We start from the raw sequence: 15819 nt of genomic DNA on the forward strand, positions 1-15819 counted from the left end.
TCTTCGCTACTCGTTCTCGCGCCACCCTCACCTGCTCCTCTAGCTTTTCGCATCCCGCATCTGCCTCTAGGCTCTTAAAGCCATAACCGGACACGCCTTATTCACACCCCAATCTTTATGCCCCTTAACATTCTCATCTGAAATCAAAAACTGCTCTTGTAGCGCAGCCATCAAATCAAACAATGCCTTACGCTGAGCAAGCGTGAAGTTATCTTCTGGTTGCAGCTCGGCATTACAGCCACCGACCATACAAACCCCAATATTGCCTTTGTTGTGGCCTTTCACATGCGCGCCAGTTTGCGACAACGGCCTGCCCACTTGGACATCCCCATTGCGACGAATCACAAAGTGATACCCCACATCACGCCAGCCTCTCTTTTTATGCCATCGGCGAATCTCGGCTACGTCTAAATCTTGCTTTGCCGGCGTGGCGCTGCAATGCACCGTAATAAAAGAGTAGGGCGGGCAATGAGGTAGGCGGAGTAAAACCGAAACCAGACTGAAAGCATACGGAGTTAACAGAAAAGGGGGATGCTGATGGTAAACAAGGCTCTAACGAAGGGATGAGCTCTACCTGGCTAGCCTGTTCTTGCGAACAATCCCGCTCTTGTAAAACAGAAGCCTCTAAAGGCTGGTGTGGAACTCGATCAGTTGCTGGTGGAGTGTTTGACAAAATAAATCCTCTTGTTGTTGTAACCAGGTGACTAAAGGCGTAGATAACGATTCTTTTAAATTAGGGTGCAATGCGATGTGTTGTCGCAAACTGGTGGCTACGGTTTTGGCATAACAAGAGTGGTGGCTGACATAACGTAAATACATCACGCAATAACCCAGTGGCTGCCTGCGCCGTGCTCGGCTGATCATCCAACAAATATCGTCATAGCTAGGATGTTCAAAGCGAGTATCTTCAAAGAGCAGATTTTTACAACGAGCACCTTCAAAATCAGGCTCTTCGAAGCGCTGGTCTTCGAAATGCTTACCTTCATAGCACTTGTCCTCATAAGCCTTTTCCTTATAAACCCCAGCCTCACTGCTCTCGAAGCCATATTGGTCATCACATAACAATGTGTGGTGTGACTGAGTGAGGGAGTTAGCACGGCACTCGATGCTCGCCATTCCGGGTTGGTACGCTAAAATAAAAAGAGAAACTATCGCCTTCATTAAGCACCTTATTGCTGCATGGAGAGGGCAATGTACTTCAAGATTTGTGATTGGGGTTGGCGGTAATGACGCGAAAACGGAGGAACACAAAAAAGTGAGAGGTGCTTCGAAGGCTATCAGTCTAGATGGCTGTGTTGTTGCATATCGATGAGAGCAAGCAGGATAAACACTTTTTGTTACTTTTTATCTCGCCTTACCTTTGCCCCTAATACTTAAAAAAGTGGTGTTAATAACTTGTTATGCAAACGAATGGCTCTAGCCAGATCAAAGGTAATAGTTAGACCAAGACAAGCGCTAGACCAAGGCCAATATCAACTAACAACGAGCGTTAATCATGTGTGTTTCTCTTATTCTTTCTTGTATCCCATTAAAAACCGGCTCGCCCATCAGCAAGTTGGTGTTATTAAAATTAGCCGACAATGCAGACGCGCGCGGCGTGTGTTTTCCTTCCCTAAATTACTTAGCGCAATATTGCGAAGTGTCGGTAAGAACCGTGAAACGACACGTTAACGAGCTCGAAAAACAAGGCTTTGTGAAGCGAATAAAGCGCTTTGATGATTCAGGACGCCAGCGCAGCAATATCTATCAGCTGCGCCTACCCAGCGACAGCCACATTCAACAGGCCGATTTAAACCAAGCAGATAGAGGTTTAGACCAAACCGACCATTCAGACACTCCCCTGGGTGACTCAAGATCCAACACGGAGAGTGATCATCCTGCACACATAATCTTTCATAAAGAACATAAAACAGAGTTGAGCTTGAAAAGCGATATCTTAGATGACACCGATGTGCTTGATCTCCCAAGCGGTTCTGAACAACATGAGCTATCGACACCTAAAACCAAAAATGAAGCCGTGATTCACCTGCTCACCAAAGAGGGCAGCGCGCCATTTATCATGAGTTCACCACCATACTAGAGCGCACCTACCCAAAGTTAGATGTGCTGCAAGAACTGCATGCCATGCAAGCGTGGTTGTACATCAACCCGGATAAGCGCAAACCCTTTGAGCACATTGGCCACTTTGTGAATGGCTGGCTAAGAAGAAGCGCCCAAGCCAAAACGAAGCAGAGCTCGTCATCATTTTTCCATCAAACAAGAGCGGCTAAGCAAACAAAAGCGGTGAAACCCTCAAAGAAAGCTAAATCAATAAAAGCCGTAGGATCAAGAAAAGCAGATGCGCCCTCAACAGCTTCAAACCAAGCGCAGCCAGTCAAAAGCAATCAAGTCGAAAGCAAATCTCAAAACCCTACACCTGTCTCTCAGGCCCTAGCGGACTACAACGCCAAAAGCACCACCAACCCGTTCGAAGCTCGAATCAAGGCTCTAGTTCAATCCAAATCGGCGAGCACAGACTCCAAGCAGTGACCATTCGATGATTCACAGACTAAGCGCTTATTCACATAGCCAAAAGCTAAGGAAAACCAAAGGCTAAGGCAGACCAAATGCGAGTGCAGACAAAAACGGCAAGAAACAAAAAGTAGAATTAGGGAGAGGGCAAATGGACGAGAGCAGCCTAAGAAAACTGACAACGGAAGAAAAAGTCACCATTTTAGAAAAAGAGATAGCGCGAGTGGAAGGACGTATTGGAGAGTTCTTGAAACTGCTGGTTAACCACTACCCACAAGGGCTAACACGCACCGAGATCAAAGCGTTATTGGTTGTGAACAACAACCCAAGCTTCGTGTCTCTGTACCGAAAGGGCAATATTTTCATTGATATAGAAAAGCGCTACTGCGATGCTGCACAAGAAAACCGCTACCACATAGGAACCCAGTACCTGCAAGACGTACAATGCTGCCGGTGGTTAAATACGTGGTAACAAGCTGACTAATCAAGGTATTATTTTCACTAGTTAATATACGCCTGTTTTGCTAGAATTCTCGCTAATTAGAACCGTGTGAACTCCATAGAAGTGGTTTACCTTGCCTTTAGGAGCCAAACCTAAGGGCGGTAGCGTATCTAAAGTAGAATGGGTCTCAACGAAATAGCACTAAAAGCTGTTGAGTGACAGGGTAGGGAGAAATCATCAACATGCCCTTGTTTTAAGGCTTCGTGGCTTGTTAGGCACTCTATTTTTCAATATGGTTAGCTAGTACCATCACATAATTGACAATTAACCGATGATCAATTTGTAGATCATTTTCAGTGTTTTCTAATACCTCCATAGAAAAATTGGAGGTCCAACAGTGAGTAACCAACACCCATTTATGCATTTTGATGTCATCCCAGATTACCGCCAACAAGGCAAAGTCGAACTGATATTATTTTGTTAACAATTTGCGCCGTACTTGCCGGTCAAGATGATTGGAAAGCCATTCATCTTTACGGCTAAGCACAGTTAGCTTTTTTAAAGCGGTTTGGTGATTTTAGTCATGGTGTACCTTCTACATCGACAATAGCAAGAGCGATGGGAATGATTAATGCCACTCGCCTACAGAAGTGTTTTATCGAATGGATGAAGGATTGTACTGAGCTGACTAAGGGTGAAGTGATTGCCATTGATGGTAAAACCGTTAGGGGCTCTTATGATGACTCTCGCGGTCTTGGTGCTATTCACATGGTAAACGCTTTTGCGACTGAAAATGGTGTTAGTCTCGGACAACATAAAGTTTACGAGAAATCGAACGAGATCACTGCTATCCCAGAGTTACTCGAACTGCTTGATATATCAGGTTGTTTGGTCACTATTGATGCAATGGGATGCCAAAAGAAAATTGCTCAGAAAATACTTAATAAGAATGCCGATTACTTACTGGCGGTTAAAGGTAATCAGGGGCGTTTAGAGCAAGCGTTTAATGATTATTTCGATATGAGTATGCTGCAAAATCATGATGGTGATTCGTATAGCACGCAGGAAAAGTCTCGTGGCCGCCAGGAAACAAGACTGGCCTTAACGAATACTGATTTGAGTGTTTTAGGTGATGTTGGACTTGAATGGCCAGAGCTAAAAACAATGGGTATCGTTGTTTCTTTGCGACAAAAGGAAGAGGTCGCGAAAGAGTCAGAATTCACGGTTAGATACTACATTAGCTCGAAGGAATTAAGTGCTAAAGAATTGTTAAATGCCATACGTTCACATTGGTTGGTTGAGTCGATGCACTGGTCGTTAGATACCGCTTTCGGTGAAGATGCCAGCCGAAAACGAGTAGATGAAGGTGCAGAAAATTTTGCAAGGATCAGGCAAATGTGCTTAAACATGCTGAAGAGTGAAACGACTCTCAAAGCGAGTATTAAACACAAAAGAGCCATGTGTGCGATGAATTGTGAGTATCTTTTAAAGGTTCTGGCAAGCCTTTATTGACGGGAATGTTCATGATTTTTCCGTGCGTTAAATACTGAGTTCCGAGAGAGAGTTTTGTTTGGGATTTAAGGTGTTTTAATAAATTTGCAACTCATGCGGGAACCCTGAGGGTTCTGGCAAGCCTTTATTGACGGGGATGTATATGATTTTTCCGTGTACAAGGGACTGTCAAAAATAGGCTGTCTCAAAATGAATAAAAAGTGTCTCAGCATGTTTTTATGACTGAGGTTGAAGTGTCGAAAATTTCATAAATAGAACTTAAAATATGCAATATAATATCGAAATTCAGCCAGCAGGCGTTAAGTATACAAGTAAAGATAACCTACTTGATGATGCTTTATTACAATCAATACCACTAGAACATAGCTGTAAAACAGGCGACTGTGGTGCTTGTAGCGCTGAAATAATTACAGGAAATGTGGAAAATGAGCATGGTAACATAGTTACCCAAGGTGAAATTCTCACTTGCCAATCCAAAGCAAAATCAGATGTTGTTCTAAAAGCTAATTATTATCCAGAGCTTGTTCATATAAAACAGCAGACAATACCATGTAAAGTTGCAAGTTTTGAATATGTTACTGAAGATATTATATCGATTAAGTTCCGATTTCCACCAACAGCCAAATTTGATTACTTGCCAGGTCAATATGTGGATTTAAGTTTTAAAGGTGTTAAGCGAAGCTACTCAATCGCAAATGCTAAATCTGAATCAAAAGAGCTAGAGCTTCATATTCGAAAAGTACCAAATGGACAAATGTCAGAATTATTGTTTGGCGAGCTGAAAGAAAATCAATTAATGCGTATAGAAGGGCCGAAAGGAACTTTCTTTGTGAAAGATAATGTTAAGCCATTAATTTTAATAGCGACAGGTACCGGTATTGCCCCAATACAAGCTATAGTAGAAGAACTCATAGCAAAAGAAGATAAGCGTGATGTTCATATTTACTGGGGAATGCAATATCAGAAAGAATTATATTGCAATGAGTTAGTTGTATTAGCTAATCAAAATCAGAACATATCATTTACAGCAGTATTATCGCGCGAACTTGAACCATTACCTAATTATAAACAAGGTTATGTTCAAAATGCAGTTGTTCGAGATTTTGATTCATTAGTAAATGTCGAAGTTTATGCGTGCGGTTCTATTCGTATGATAGAAGACTCAAAAACTTTGTTCTTACAATATCAATTACCGGTTGATGCATTTTTTTCAGATGCATTTACACCGGCAAAATAATTTAAAAGTTAGTTGGAGTATATAATGAAAGCAGTCATCTTAGCTGGTGGTTTAGGAACACGCTTAAGTGAAGAAACATCAGTAAAGCCAAAACCAATGGTGGAAATCGGTGGTAAACCTATTTTATGGCATATAATGAAGCAATACTCAGCGCATGGTGTAAATGATTTCATTATTTGTTGTGGTTATAAAGGCTATGTAATTAAAGAATACTTCGCTAACTATTTCTTGCACATGTCAGATGTAACATTTGATATGAAAAATAACGAAATGAAGGTACACAGAAAACGGGCTGAGCCATGGACAGTAACGTTAGTAGACACTGGTGATAACTCGATGACTGGTGGCCGCTTAGGGCGTGTTGCTGATTACTTAAAAGATGAAGAAGCATTTTGCTTTACTTATGGTGATGGCGTAGGTGATGTAGATATTACAAAAACGATCGAATTCCATAAGTCTCACGGTAAAAACGCAACATTAACAGCAACGTTCCCTCCTGGTCGATTCGGTGCGTTAGATATTACTGCTGGTCAAGTAAAAAGTTTCAAAGAAAAGCCTAAAGGTGATGGAGCAATGATCAATGGTGGCTTCTTTGTATTGTCGCCAGAAGTGTTAGATCTGATTGACGGTGATAGCTGTACTTGGGAGCAATACCCGCTAAACAAATTAGCAGAAGATGGCGAATTGATGGCGTATGAGCACCATGGCTTCTGGCAACCAATGGATACGTTAAGAGATAAAGTGTATTTAGAAGAGCTTTGGCAAGATGGCAAGGCACCTTGGAAAATTTGGGAGTAAATGATGAATCCTAGTTTTTGGCAGGGAAAAAAAGTATTTATTACCGGACATACTGGGTTTAAAGGTGGCTGGTTGTCATTGTGGCTTCAGGAAATGGGAGCAATAGTAAAAGGGTATTCATTACCTGCACCAACTACACCTAGCTTGTTTGAAGAAGCAAAAGTGTGGTCTGGTATGTCGACTGAAGAAGGTGATATTCGAGATTTCCCACACCTTAGAGAAGTGATTTCTGAATTTAAACCTGAAATAGTGTTCCACATGGCAGCACAACCATTAGTACGTTTATCTTATGATGAACCGATGGAAACTTATTCGACTAACGTGATGGGAACTGTTTATTTGCTTGAGGCTGTGAAACAAGTTGGTGGTGTTAAAGCAGTTGTAAATATTACTTCAGATAAATGCTATGAAAATAGAGAATGGGTTTGGGGTTACCGTGAAGATGAAGCTATGGGGGGGTATGACCCATACAGTAACAGTAAAGGCTGTGCTGAGTTAGTTGCTTCTTCATACCGACAATCTTTCTTTAATAAAGATAAATATGAACAGCATGGTTGTGCGTTAGCTTCAGTTCGTGCAGGTAACGTTATTGGCGGTGGTGATTGGGCTGACGATAGACTGATTCCTGATATGCTGAATGCTTTTTCTAATAATGAAAAAGTAGAAATCCGCAGCCCTCACGCAATTAGACCTTGGCAACATGTTTTAGAACCGCTTTCTGGTTATATAACCATAGCTGAGCATCTATATGAGAAAGGTCCTGATTTTGCAGAAGGTTGGAACTTTGGGCCAAAAGAAGAAGATGCAAAACCTGTTGAATGGATTGTTGAGCGATTAACTCAACAATGGGGAGAAGGTGCTGAGTGGTATTTAAGTGAGGGAGAGCACCCTCATGAGGCTCATTACTTGAAACTCGATTGTTCAAAAGCAAAAATGCGTTTGGATTGGCAACCCGTTTGGGACTTAAGTACCACATTAGATAAAATCGTTAATTGGCAAAAAGCATGGCTTAATAAAGAAGACATGAAACAATATACGATTAACGAAATTAACGAATATATGACAGCAAGAGTAGGTAAATAAAATGTCTAAAGAGCAACTAAGAAGTCAAATAGCTGAACTTGTTGAGCAATATGCAGCGTTAGAGTACGCACCAAAAGAATTTGTTGGTGGTAAGAGTATTGTACCGCCGTCAGGAAAAGTATTAGGAGCGAAAGAGCTTCAGTTAATGGTTGAAGCGTCTTTAGATGGTTGGCTAACTACAGGTCGTTTTAATGATGCATTTGAAAAGCGTCTAGGTGAATACCTTGGCGTACCGTATGTATTAACGACAACGTCAGGCTCTTCAGCAAACCTTTTGGCATTAACAGCACTAACATCACCAAAACTTGGTGATCGCCAGTTAAAACCCGGTGACGAGGTGATTACGGTAGCCGCTGGTTTCCCAACGACTGTAAACCCAACTATTCAAAATGGTTTAATTCCAGTGTTTGTAGATGTTGATATCCCTACATACCAGATTAAATCAGAAATGATCGAAGCAGCTGTAACTGATAAAACTAAAGCTATTATGGTTGCTCATACACTTGGCAATGTCTTTGACTTAACCGAGGCTCGCCGTGTAGCGGATAAGTATAACTTATGGTTAATTGAAGATTGCTGTGATGCATTAGGTTCGACTTACAACGGTCAAATGGTTGGTACATTTGGTGATATTTCGACACTTAGCTTTTATCCTGCTCACCATATCACAATGGGTGAGGGAGGCGCTGTATTTACGAAAGATAAAGAACTTCGTAAATTAATTGAATCATTCCGTGATTGGGGCCGTGATTGTTATTGCGCTCCAGGTTGTGATAATACATGTAAGAAACGGTTTGATATGCAGCTAGGTTCTCTACCTCAAGGTTACGATCATAAATACACTTACTCACATTTAGGCTACAACTTAAAAATTACAGATATGCAAGCTGCTTGTGGATTAGCTCAAATGGATCGAGTTGAAGATCTAGTACAAGCACGTAAAGATAATTACACATATCTAAAAGAAGGATTAGCTTCTTGTGAAGAGTTTATTATTCTTCCAGAAGCAACCGATAATTCTGATCCATCTTGGTTTGGTTTCCCTATCACTATTAAACCTGAAAGTGGTATTGACCGTGTTGAATTATTGAAATTCATGGATCAGCACAAAATTGGTACGCGTTTACTATTTGCAGGCAACTTAACGCGTCAACCTTACTTTAAAGATGTTGACTATCGTGTTGTTGGTGAATTAACTAATACTGATTTAATTATGAATAATACGTTCTGGATTGGAGTGTATCCTGGTTTAACCAATGATCATTTAGATTTTATTATTGAAAAGTTTGAAGAGTTTTTTGGTTTAAGTTTCTAATATAAAGAAGGAAGGCTAACGCAGATGTTAGCCTTTAATACGCATGAATATTAAAGAATTAGAAATACCTGGCTGCTATCAGATCACTCCGAACATATTTACTGATGATCGAGGTTTATTTATCAAGACCTTTCACAGTGAAACGCTCTGTGAATATGGGCTTGATTTAAATCTGAAAGAAGAGTTTTATTCAATATCAAAAAAAAATGTTCTGCGTGGGCTTCACTTTCAAACTCCACCGTCAGCACACAATAAGTTGGTGTATTGTCCCAAAGGTGCTGTATTAGACTTTTTTGTTGATGTACGTATTGGTTCTCCCACTTATGGTCAGCATTTGTCTATTGAATTAAATGAAAAAAATGGAGTGATTCTATATTTACCTGTCGGTATTGCTCATGGTTTCTTAAGTTTAGAAGATGATTCATTAATGGTATACAAAACCGACAGCAGTTATGATCCTGAGGCTGACGGCGGGTTATTGTTTAGCTCATGTAATATAAAGCTCCCTCTTAATGCTCAGCAACTCATCACTTCAGAAAGAGACCTTAATCTGGCTTCTTTCCATGAATACAAAAGTGAGTTTGTATATGAGTAAAGTAGTTATTACGGGGGCAAATGGCTTCCTAGGGCGAAATTTAGTTCAGAATTTTTTAAATTTAGGCGATGAAGTTGTTTCAATTGTCAGAGTAAATGGATCTAGAGAGCATTTAGTTAATTTAAATACTCAAATTATTGAGTATGATGGAACCATAGCTTCCCTTGAGTGCTGTCTTGATGAAGAATCAATTGTTATACACACAGCTGCTTATTATGTTGCAGAGCATCAGATAAAAGACTTGCCAATATTAATTCAATCTAATCTAGAATATGGTTTAAATTTGCTAGAAGCTATGCGAATAACTGGTGCGCATAAAATAATTAATATTGGAACTGCATGGCAAGGTTATAAAGGTGATAAACGAAGAGCTGTAAATTTGTATGCTGCAACGAAGCAGGCTTTTGAAGATTTTATAGCATATTATTGCGATGCAGAAGGATTTTCTTCGATTTCACTAAGGTTAAATGATACCTATGGCGAAGAAGATGAGCGAATGAAATTAGTGAAACTGCTGATTAATGCAGGAGTTACAAAAACAGCGCTTAACATGAGCGCTGGAGATCAAAAAGTAAATTTAACGCATATTAGTGATGTATGTGCCGCCATCTTAGTTTCAGTATCTAATTTACCTAGCGCTAACAAACTGGATGTTTATAACTTAATTAATCAAGATGAATATTCCCTAAAAGAGTTAGTTAAAATTATTGAAGATGAACTAAACATGACTATTCCGGTTAATTTTGGCGTAAGAGAATATAGATCTAGAGAGGTGATGGAGCCAATAAAATCAAACAATTTTAACTTTTATTCTCCAGTGGTCACGCTTCGATCAGGAATTAAAAAAATATATAATCAATCAAATGATAAATAAAGCATCGAAAAAAGATATAATTTGGGGTTATTTAGCTCAGTTTTTGAATATTGGTTCAGGCATAATAATACTACCAGTAGCCATTAAACTTCTTAGTGCAGAAGATATGGGGCTCTGGTATTTGTTTATGGCGATTGCAGGTTTTGTGCAATTGCTTGAGTTTGGTATTCAGCCAACAATTAGTAGAATGACGTCCTATATATATGCTGGTGCACTAGAGTTACTATCGGAAGGCTTACCTAAAATATCAAATAATATTGATTATCAATTGTTGTACGACCTAATTTCCGCAGCAAAGAAAATGTATCTATACGTGTCAGTTGTTGCTGCTTTTATTTTATTGTTATTAGGGACTTTATATTTAGACTCGTTTAAAGAATTTAAGCAGTCACAAATGATCGCATGGTGTATTTTCTCATCATCAACTGTAATAAATTTGTATTTTACATACTTTAACGGCTTGCTCTCTGGGAGAGGAAACCAGACAGATAGTTATAGGATAATAGCGATTTCAAAATTGCTTATGTTAATTATAACAATTCCTTTGCTGTGGTTTGACTGGGGACTGTTATCGATGTCTGTAGGCACTCTTGCATCAGTGGTTTTATCTAGAATTTTATACCATCGTACTTTTTATAATAGTGACCGTGATGACATCAGGGAGTTAAATAAACTTAAAGGTGTAGCTGAAAATTTAGTAAATACAATATGGTTGTCCGCTTGGAAGTTGGGTGTCACTAGCTTTGGTGGATTTATGATTTTAAAGGTTAATACATTTGTAGCATCAAGTTATCTCGGCTTAAAAGTTGCGGCAAGCTATGGGTTGACGATTCAGGTTGTTGGTTTAATCTATGCAGTTAGTAATATGTTATTTGTGTTGAGCTTACCAAAGATGAACGTTCTTCAAAGCCAAAATAAAAAAAGTGAATTAAAACGTTTTTTTGTTAAGATAAACATATATACCCAGGTAATGTTTTTAGTTGGAAGCCTTTTATTACTAACTTTTGGAAGTTATTTTTTAAGTATACTCTCTCCAAATATAACTTTACTAGCAACCCCTATTCTATTATTGATTTTAGCTACATATCAATTGGAGTTGAACCATGCAGTATGTGCTACATATTTAACTACGCTTAATAAAGTGCCATTTTTGAATGCATCTTTAATTTCTGGTTTTTCGATTTTCGGATCGAGTGTATATTTAATGAATAATACCAATTTAGGTATTCTTGGGTTGGTTGTGTCACAATTTCTCGTACAAGCTTTATATAATAACTGGTATTGGCCTAGAGAGGTGTATAAGAGTCTTTATGGTAAATGATAGATTTGAAAAGTATAGCCACGTTGTATCTCATCTAATTCTCGATTTCTCTGTCGGATTTCAGGAGCCTGAAATTTCAATAATGATTCCAACATATAAAAGGCATCATTTATTAAATCGCGCTATTAATTCCATATCAAATCAAGTTACAGGAGTTAATTATGAAATAGTCATTGTTGACAATGATGGTGATGGCGAGTTTAATACTGAGTTGATGGAAGTGATTTCAGGATTTAATAATGAAAACATTAAGTATTACAGGAATGCCGAGAATATAGGAATGTTTGGCAATTGGAATAGGTGTATTCAATTAGCTAGAGGTAATTTAATTTGCATACTCAACGATGATGATTATTTAAAACCTGACTTTATTGAAAGTGCTTGTAATATAATTTATTCCAAGCAGGTCCGGTGTGTCAGTTTTGATATTGACTATAATGATTTGAGGCTTGGAAATGAGCATGTGTCAAATAATGATGTTGTAGAAAAAATCAATGCCAATAAAATTTTGACTAAAAATCATTTGTTTTTCAAGAACTATATCAATGGTAGCTTAGGTGTTGTTTTCGAAAAAAATATTGCGGTTGAATTGGGTGGTTTTGACGAGGAACTTTTTCCAATATCCGATTGGGATTTCTGGTTTCGTTGGGTGGCCAAGGGGAATCTAATTTTAAAAATTAATCAAATTGGTGCGACTTACACAATAGGATTTAATGAAAGCTTGAAGCCAGAAGTTATATCGAAATTTTCAACGATGGCGACTAAATGCAGAAAGACATGGGTGTTAGAAAGACAAGTTTCAAACTTATATGGCCTACTTGTAAAACCGATGGGTTTTTTTGATAATTATTCGGCACATAATTCTTTTGACCAGAATTTTAAGGTTAAAAAGTTAGATAAAGCTAGAGTGATGTGTATGTACTTTTTTATTAATTATATACTCAATCCAATATTTGATATTATGTCAAGAGTAAGAAAATGACGATCTTATACGCAATTTTACTTTTCTTATGTGGTTTTTTACCTAATGGTTTAATTTTTGGCATACCGTTAATGAAAATTGTTTTGTTATTAGCGGTACTGACGATTGCGATAAGATTTTTTATTTATAGAGAACGATTGAACGCTAATGTTGTATTGATGACATTATTTATTTTGATTGTAATGTTATTCTCGTATTTAAAAGGGATTTCTTTTAATCAAGAACAAGCTTCATTTCAGTTTAATAATATACTAATGTTTGTTGTTTTTTATTTTTGTTTGTTTTCAATTGTTCGTTCGAATGCAGGTTATAACTCAAGTTGGATTTTTAGAGGGTATTTTCTGTTGATTGCTTTCAAGTTGGTATTTTTTTCTTTTATTTTTTTTGATTTTGTTTCAATAAAGGAATTTCAAGATTTTTCAGTTAAATTTTTCGGTGTTGAACCGATTATGATGATTATCTCAGATGGTATGGTGAGAATTCAATATCAAGTCGATATATTAATCATCCCATCAATGTATTTTGTATGGTGTAGATTAAGAGAAAAGATTGGAATGGCACAAGTGATGATGGCACTTATGCTTGTTGTAAACATATGTATCACTTATAGTAAATTTTATTTCATTTTTGCTTTGTTTTTTGTTTTTGTAGCTTTTTGTTTTACTAGTGTTAGGGGGGCGGGGATTTGTTTTTCTCTGGTTTTCTTGTTTTTATTTTTATTTTCAGGTGAGGTTGAGGGTTTCTTATATAATAGATTCTTTAGTCCGGAGAATTCTTATTCTGACGCTGTTAGATATGAACAGTTTAGTTATTTATTAGACCATGTTGCTATAAATCCATTATTCGGTCAAGGATTAGGGTATTACATTTCAAATTACTTACGGTCAAATGTTGAAATGTATTCATATGAAATACAGTGGTTGTCTTTGATTATGCAAGTTGGATTTGTTGGTATCGTTGTGTTTGTATTTTTTATTTTATCTGGACTTGTGTCAAATGTTAGGCTTAAGTTTACTAAAAATAGTTTGTTGTGGGCGTTTGCTGTGTTTTTTTTAATGTTGGTATCATTTACAAATCCAATGTTAACAACGCCTGCAATGGCTGCGTCGTTATATAGTTTTAAGGTTGTTACTGATGGAAAAAAATGTTGATGTGGTGCTCGCTTCTTATAATGGTTCTAGTTTTATTCAAGAACAAATTAGAAGCATGATTGAAAGTGATGGTTTTCATCGCTATGTCAATAGACTTATTGTTTCAGATGATAATTCGACGGACAATACGGTTTCATTGATTAATTCATTTAACTCTGAAGTGGTTGATTTGTACTCTAACGAGCATGATGGTGGTGTGATCGGAAATTTTGAATCTGCATTATCAAAATCAAAATCAGATTATATTATATTATCAGACCAGGATGATGTTTGGTGTCACAATAAAATTAATGTATTATTGAATGGTATTAAAAAAACTGAAGTCAACCGTGAGACGCCAGCATTGTTTTTTACAGATTTGAAAGTGGTTGATGAAAATCTAAATGTGATAAATGAATCTTTTTGGAATCATCAACAAATTAATCCAGAGCTAGGTTTGTCATTGAAAGGTGTTTTAATGCAAAACGTATCTCCCGGATGCGCAATGATAATTAATAGAGCTTTGCTTTTGAAAGCTCTTCCATTCGGCGGTGATATCTTGATGCATGATTGGTGGTTGTTGTTAATTGCAAATGAATTCGGAAACGTGGGGTATTCTCGAGATGCTACATTTTTATATCGACAACATGGTGCTAATGTTGTTGGTGCTGGTTCCATGACATTCAGAGAAAAGGTAACTAGGTTTATAAATGGCAAATCAGACACGTTTAATCGTGTTTTGATTCAATCTAAAAAGCTATATAATCTGTTACCTAAAGATTCTTCGAATAGAGGAATCGTTCGGTCTCTTATTGAAGTCAATGATATGACAATATGGGCTAGAGTTGGGTTAGCTCTTTCTCTCTATGATTCAAGACGTTGCTTTCAACGCAATTTGGCGATAATTATTAGAATTATCTTTTTCAAAAAGGATTAGTTATGCATATTTTGGTCACTGGTGGAGCAGGTTTTATTGGTTCAGCAGTTGTTCGTAACATTATAAATAACACAAATAATAGTGTTATTAATTTAGATAAATTAACTTATGCGGGTAATTTAGAATCATTATTGGATATTGAATCGAATGAACGCTATGCGTTCGAGCAAGTTGATATTTGTGATAGGGTTGAGCTAGAAAGGGTGTTTTTAGAACATAAACCAGAAGCGGTAATGCATCTAGCGGCAGAGTCCCATGTTGACCGCTCAATTGATGGTCCTGCAGACTTTATGCAAACTAACATTATGGGGACATTCACTCTATTAGAAGCAGCGCGTACTTATTGGTCTACTTTACCTGAAGACAAAAAGCAAGCTTTCCGCTTCCATCACATTAGTACCGATGAGGTGTACGGTGATTTGGAAGGAACTGATGACTTATTTACGGAAGAAACATCTTATGAGCCAAGCTCTCCATATTCGGCTTCTAAAGCATCAAGCGATCATTTAGTGAGGGCATGGAATCGTACCTACGGTCTGCCAGTGATTGTGACAAACTGCTCAAATAATTATGGCCCTTATCACTTTCCTGAGAAGTTAATACCGCATGTTATTTTAAATGCACTAGATGCTAAACCTTTGCCTATTTATGGTGATGGTAGCCAAATTCGGGATTGGCTATATGTAGAAGACCATGCACGTGCACTTTATAAAGTGGTAATAGAAGGTGTTGTGGGTGAAACCTACAACATTGGTGGGCACAATGAAAAGAAAAATATCGAAGTGGTAGAAACGCTTTGTACTATTCTTGATGAATTAAAGCCTATCTCTGATAACCCTGCTTTTTCTTCATCGAAAATAACTAATTACAAAGAACTCATTACCTTTGTTAAAGACCGACCAGGTCACGATGTCCGCTATGCAATCGACGCATCAAAAATTGAAAAAGAGCTAGGTTGGGTACCTAAAGAAAGTTTCGAAACAGGTATTAGAAAGACAGTTGAATGGTATTTAAATAATGAAAACTGGTGGAAGCGTGTATTAAACGGTGAATACCAACTTGAACGTATCGGAGATAAGTAA

Annotated in this window: 13 protein-coding genes and 3 pseudogenes; 14 read left to right on the top strand and 2 right to left on the bottom strand. The window is 37.8% G+C overall.

Going from position 1 to position 15819, the window contains the following annotated elements:
* Positions 1 to 66: 66 nt before the first annotated feature.
* Positions 67 to 673: pseudogene (locus QWZ07_RS23095) on the bottom strand (N-acetylmuramoyl-L-alanine amidase).
* The gene (locus QWZ07_RS23100; protein WP_192853286.1) at positions 625 to 1161 is read right to left on the bottom strand and encodes a hypothetical protein; all 537 of its coding nucleotides are present in this window, start codon (positions 1159 to 1161) and stop codon (positions 625 to 627) included. Before QWZ07_RS23100 ends, QWZ07_RS23095 begins: the two are co-directional and overlap by 49 nt.
* Before the next feature lie 334 nt (positions 1162 to 1495).
* On the opposite strand from QWZ07_RS23100, the pseudogene QWZ07_RS23105 reads away from it, so the two are divergent.
* The 14 genes and pseudogenes from QWZ07_RS23105 to rfbB all read left to right on the top strand — a co-directional run bounded on the left by QWZ07_RS23105 (position 1496) and on the right by rfbB (position 15819).
* Positions 1496 to 2529 (top strand): annotated as a pseudogene (locus QWZ07_RS23105) (helix-turn-helix domain-containing protein).
* A 133-nt stretch (positions 2530 to 2662) separates the two neighbouring features.
* Complete coding sequence (locus QWZ07_RS23110) at positions 2663 to 2983, top strand: hypothetical protein (protein ID WP_192853287.1); 321 nt, start codon at positions 2663 to 2665, stop codon at positions 2981 to 2983.
* 388 nt (positions 2984 to 3371) lie between these two features.
* Positions 3372 to 4465 (top strand): annotated as a pseudogene (locus QWZ07_RS23115) (ISAs1 family transposase).
* Positions 4466 to 4730: 265 nt separating this feature from the next.
* Positions 4731 to 5702 (top strand): FAD-binding oxidoreductase, encoded by a 972-nt coding sequence (locus tag QWZ07_RS23120; protein ID WP_192853288.1) that lies wholly within the window; start codon positions 4731 to 4733, stop codon positions 5700 to 5702.
* Between the two features lie 24 nt (positions 5703 to 5726).
* A complete protein-coding gene (gene rfbF / locus QWZ07_RS23125; protein WP_192853289.1) occupies positions 5727 to 6500 on the top strand; it encodes a glucose-1-phosphate cytidylyltransferase in 774 nt (257 codons plus the stop codon).
* A 3-nt stretch (positions 6501 to 6503) separates the two neighbouring features.
* A complete protein-coding gene (rfbG, locus tag QWZ07_RS23130; RefSeq protein WP_225998465.1) occupies positions 6504 to 7583 on the top strand; it encodes a CDP-glucose 4,6-dehydratase in 1080 nt (359 codons plus the stop codon).
* A gap of 1 nt (position 7584) precedes the next feature.
* Entirely contained in the window at positions 7585 to 8898 is a 1314-nt protein-coding gene (gene rfbH, locus QWZ07_RS23135; RefSeq protein WP_192853291.1) for a lipopolysaccharide biosynthesis protein RfbH, read from the top strand.
* 43 nt (positions 8899 to 8941) lie between these two features.
* Positions 8942 to 9493, top strand: coding sequence for a dTDP-4-dehydrorhamnose 3,5-epimerase family protein (locus QWZ07_RS23140; protein ID WP_192853292.1), 552 nt, complete (start codon positions 8942 to 8944; stop codon positions 9491 to 9493).
* Positions 9486 to 10367 (top strand): NAD-dependent epimerase/dehydratase family protein, encoded by an 882-nt coding sequence (locus QWZ07_RS23145; RefSeq protein WP_192853293.1) that lies wholly within the window; start codon positions 9486 to 9488, stop codon positions 10365 to 10367. The genes QWZ07_RS23140 and QWZ07_RS23145 overlap by 8 nt, the downstream gene beginning before the upstream one ends.
* Positions 10357 to 11688, top strand: a complete 1332-nt coding sequence (wzx, locus tag QWZ07_RS23150) for an O-unit flippase-like protein (RefSeq protein ID WP_192853294.1) — start codon at positions 10357 to 10359, stop codon at positions 11686 to 11688. Before QWZ07_RS23145 ends, wzx begins: the two co-directional genes overlap by 11 nt.
* Complete coding sequence (locus QWZ07_RS23155; protein ID WP_192853295.1) at positions 11678 to 12670, top strand: glycosyltransferase family 2 protein; 993 nt, start codon at positions 11678 to 11680, stop codon at positions 12668 to 12670. Before wzx ends, QWZ07_RS23155 begins: the two co-directional genes overlap by 11 nt.
* Positions 12667 to 13821: a hypothetical protein gene (locus QWZ07_RS23160; RefSeq protein WP_192853296.1), complete on the top strand. Its 1155-nt coding sequence runs from the start codon at positions 12667 to 12669 to the stop codon at positions 13819 to 13821. The genes QWZ07_RS23155 and QWZ07_RS23160 overlap by 4 nt, the downstream gene beginning before the upstream one ends.
* Positions 13805 to 14737, top strand: a complete 933-nt coding sequence (locus tag QWZ07_RS23165) for a glycosyltransferase family 2 protein (protein ID WP_192853297.1) — start codon at positions 13805 to 13807, stop codon at positions 14735 to 14737. Before QWZ07_RS23160 ends, QWZ07_RS23165 begins: the two co-directional genes overlap by 17 nt.
* A gap of 2 nt (positions 14738 to 14739) precedes the next feature.
* Positions 14740 to 15819 carry a dTDP-glucose 4,6-dehydratase gene (gene rfbB, locus QWZ07_RS23170; RefSeq protein WP_192853298.1) on the top strand — a complete coding sequence of 360 codons (1080 nt, stop codon included), beginning with the start codon at positions 14740 to 14742 and terminating at the stop codon, positions 15817 to 15819.

Source organism: Vibrio lentus (genome assembly GCF_030409755.1).
Classification (GTDB): Bacteria; Pseudomonadota; Gammaproteobacteria; order Enterobacterales; family Vibrionaceae; genus Vibrio; species Vibrio lentus.

Coding starts and splice junctions, on each gene's coding strand:
- QWZ07_RS23100 (WP_192853286.1), bottom strand. CDS start 1,161: ATGAAGGCGATAGTTTCTCTTTTTATTTTAGCGTACCAACCCGGAATG.
- QWZ07_RS23110 (WP_192853287.1), top strand. CDS start 2,663: ATGGACGAGAGCAGCCTAAGAAAACTGACAACGGAAGAAAAAGTCACC.
- QWZ07_RS23120 (WP_192853288.1), top strand. CDS start 4,731: ATGCAATATAATATCGAAATTCAGCCAGCAGGCGTTAAGTATACAAGT.
- rfbF (WP_192853289.1), top strand. CDS start 5,727: ATGAAAGCAGTCATCTTAGCTGGTGGTTTAGGAACACGCTTAAGTGAA.
- rfbG (WP_225998465.1), top strand. CDS start 6,504: ATGAATCCTAGTTTTTGGCAGGGAAAAAAAGTATTTATTACCGGACAT.
- rfbH (WP_192853291.1), top strand. CDS start 7,585: ATGTCTAAAGAGCAACTAAGAAGTCAAATAGCTGAACTTGTTGAGCAA.
- QWZ07_RS23140 (WP_192853292.1), top strand. CDS start 8,942: ATGAATATTAAAGAATTAGAAATACCTGGCTGCTATCAGATCACTCCG.
- QWZ07_RS23145 (WP_192853293.1), top strand. CDS start 9,486: ATGAGTAAAGTAGTTATTACGGGGGCAAATGGCTTCCTAGGGCGAAAT.
- wzx (WP_192853294.1), top strand. CDS start 10,357: ATGATAAATAAAGCATCGAAAAAAGATATAATTTGGGGTTATTTAGCT.
- QWZ07_RS23155 (WP_192853295.1), top strand. CDS start 11,678: ATGGTAAATGATAGATTTGAAAAGTATAGCCACGTTGTATCTCATCTA.
- QWZ07_RS23160 (WP_192853296.1), top strand. CDS start 12,667: ATGACGATCTTATACGCAATTTTACTTTTCTTATGTGGTTTTTTACCT.
- QWZ07_RS23165 (WP_192853297.1), top strand. CDS start 13,805: ATGGAAAAAAATGTTGATGTGGTGCTCGCTTCTTATAATGGTTCTAGT.
- rfbB (WP_192853298.1), top strand. CDS start 14,740: ATGCATATTTTGGTCACTGGTGGAGCAGGTTTTATTGGTTCAGCAGTT.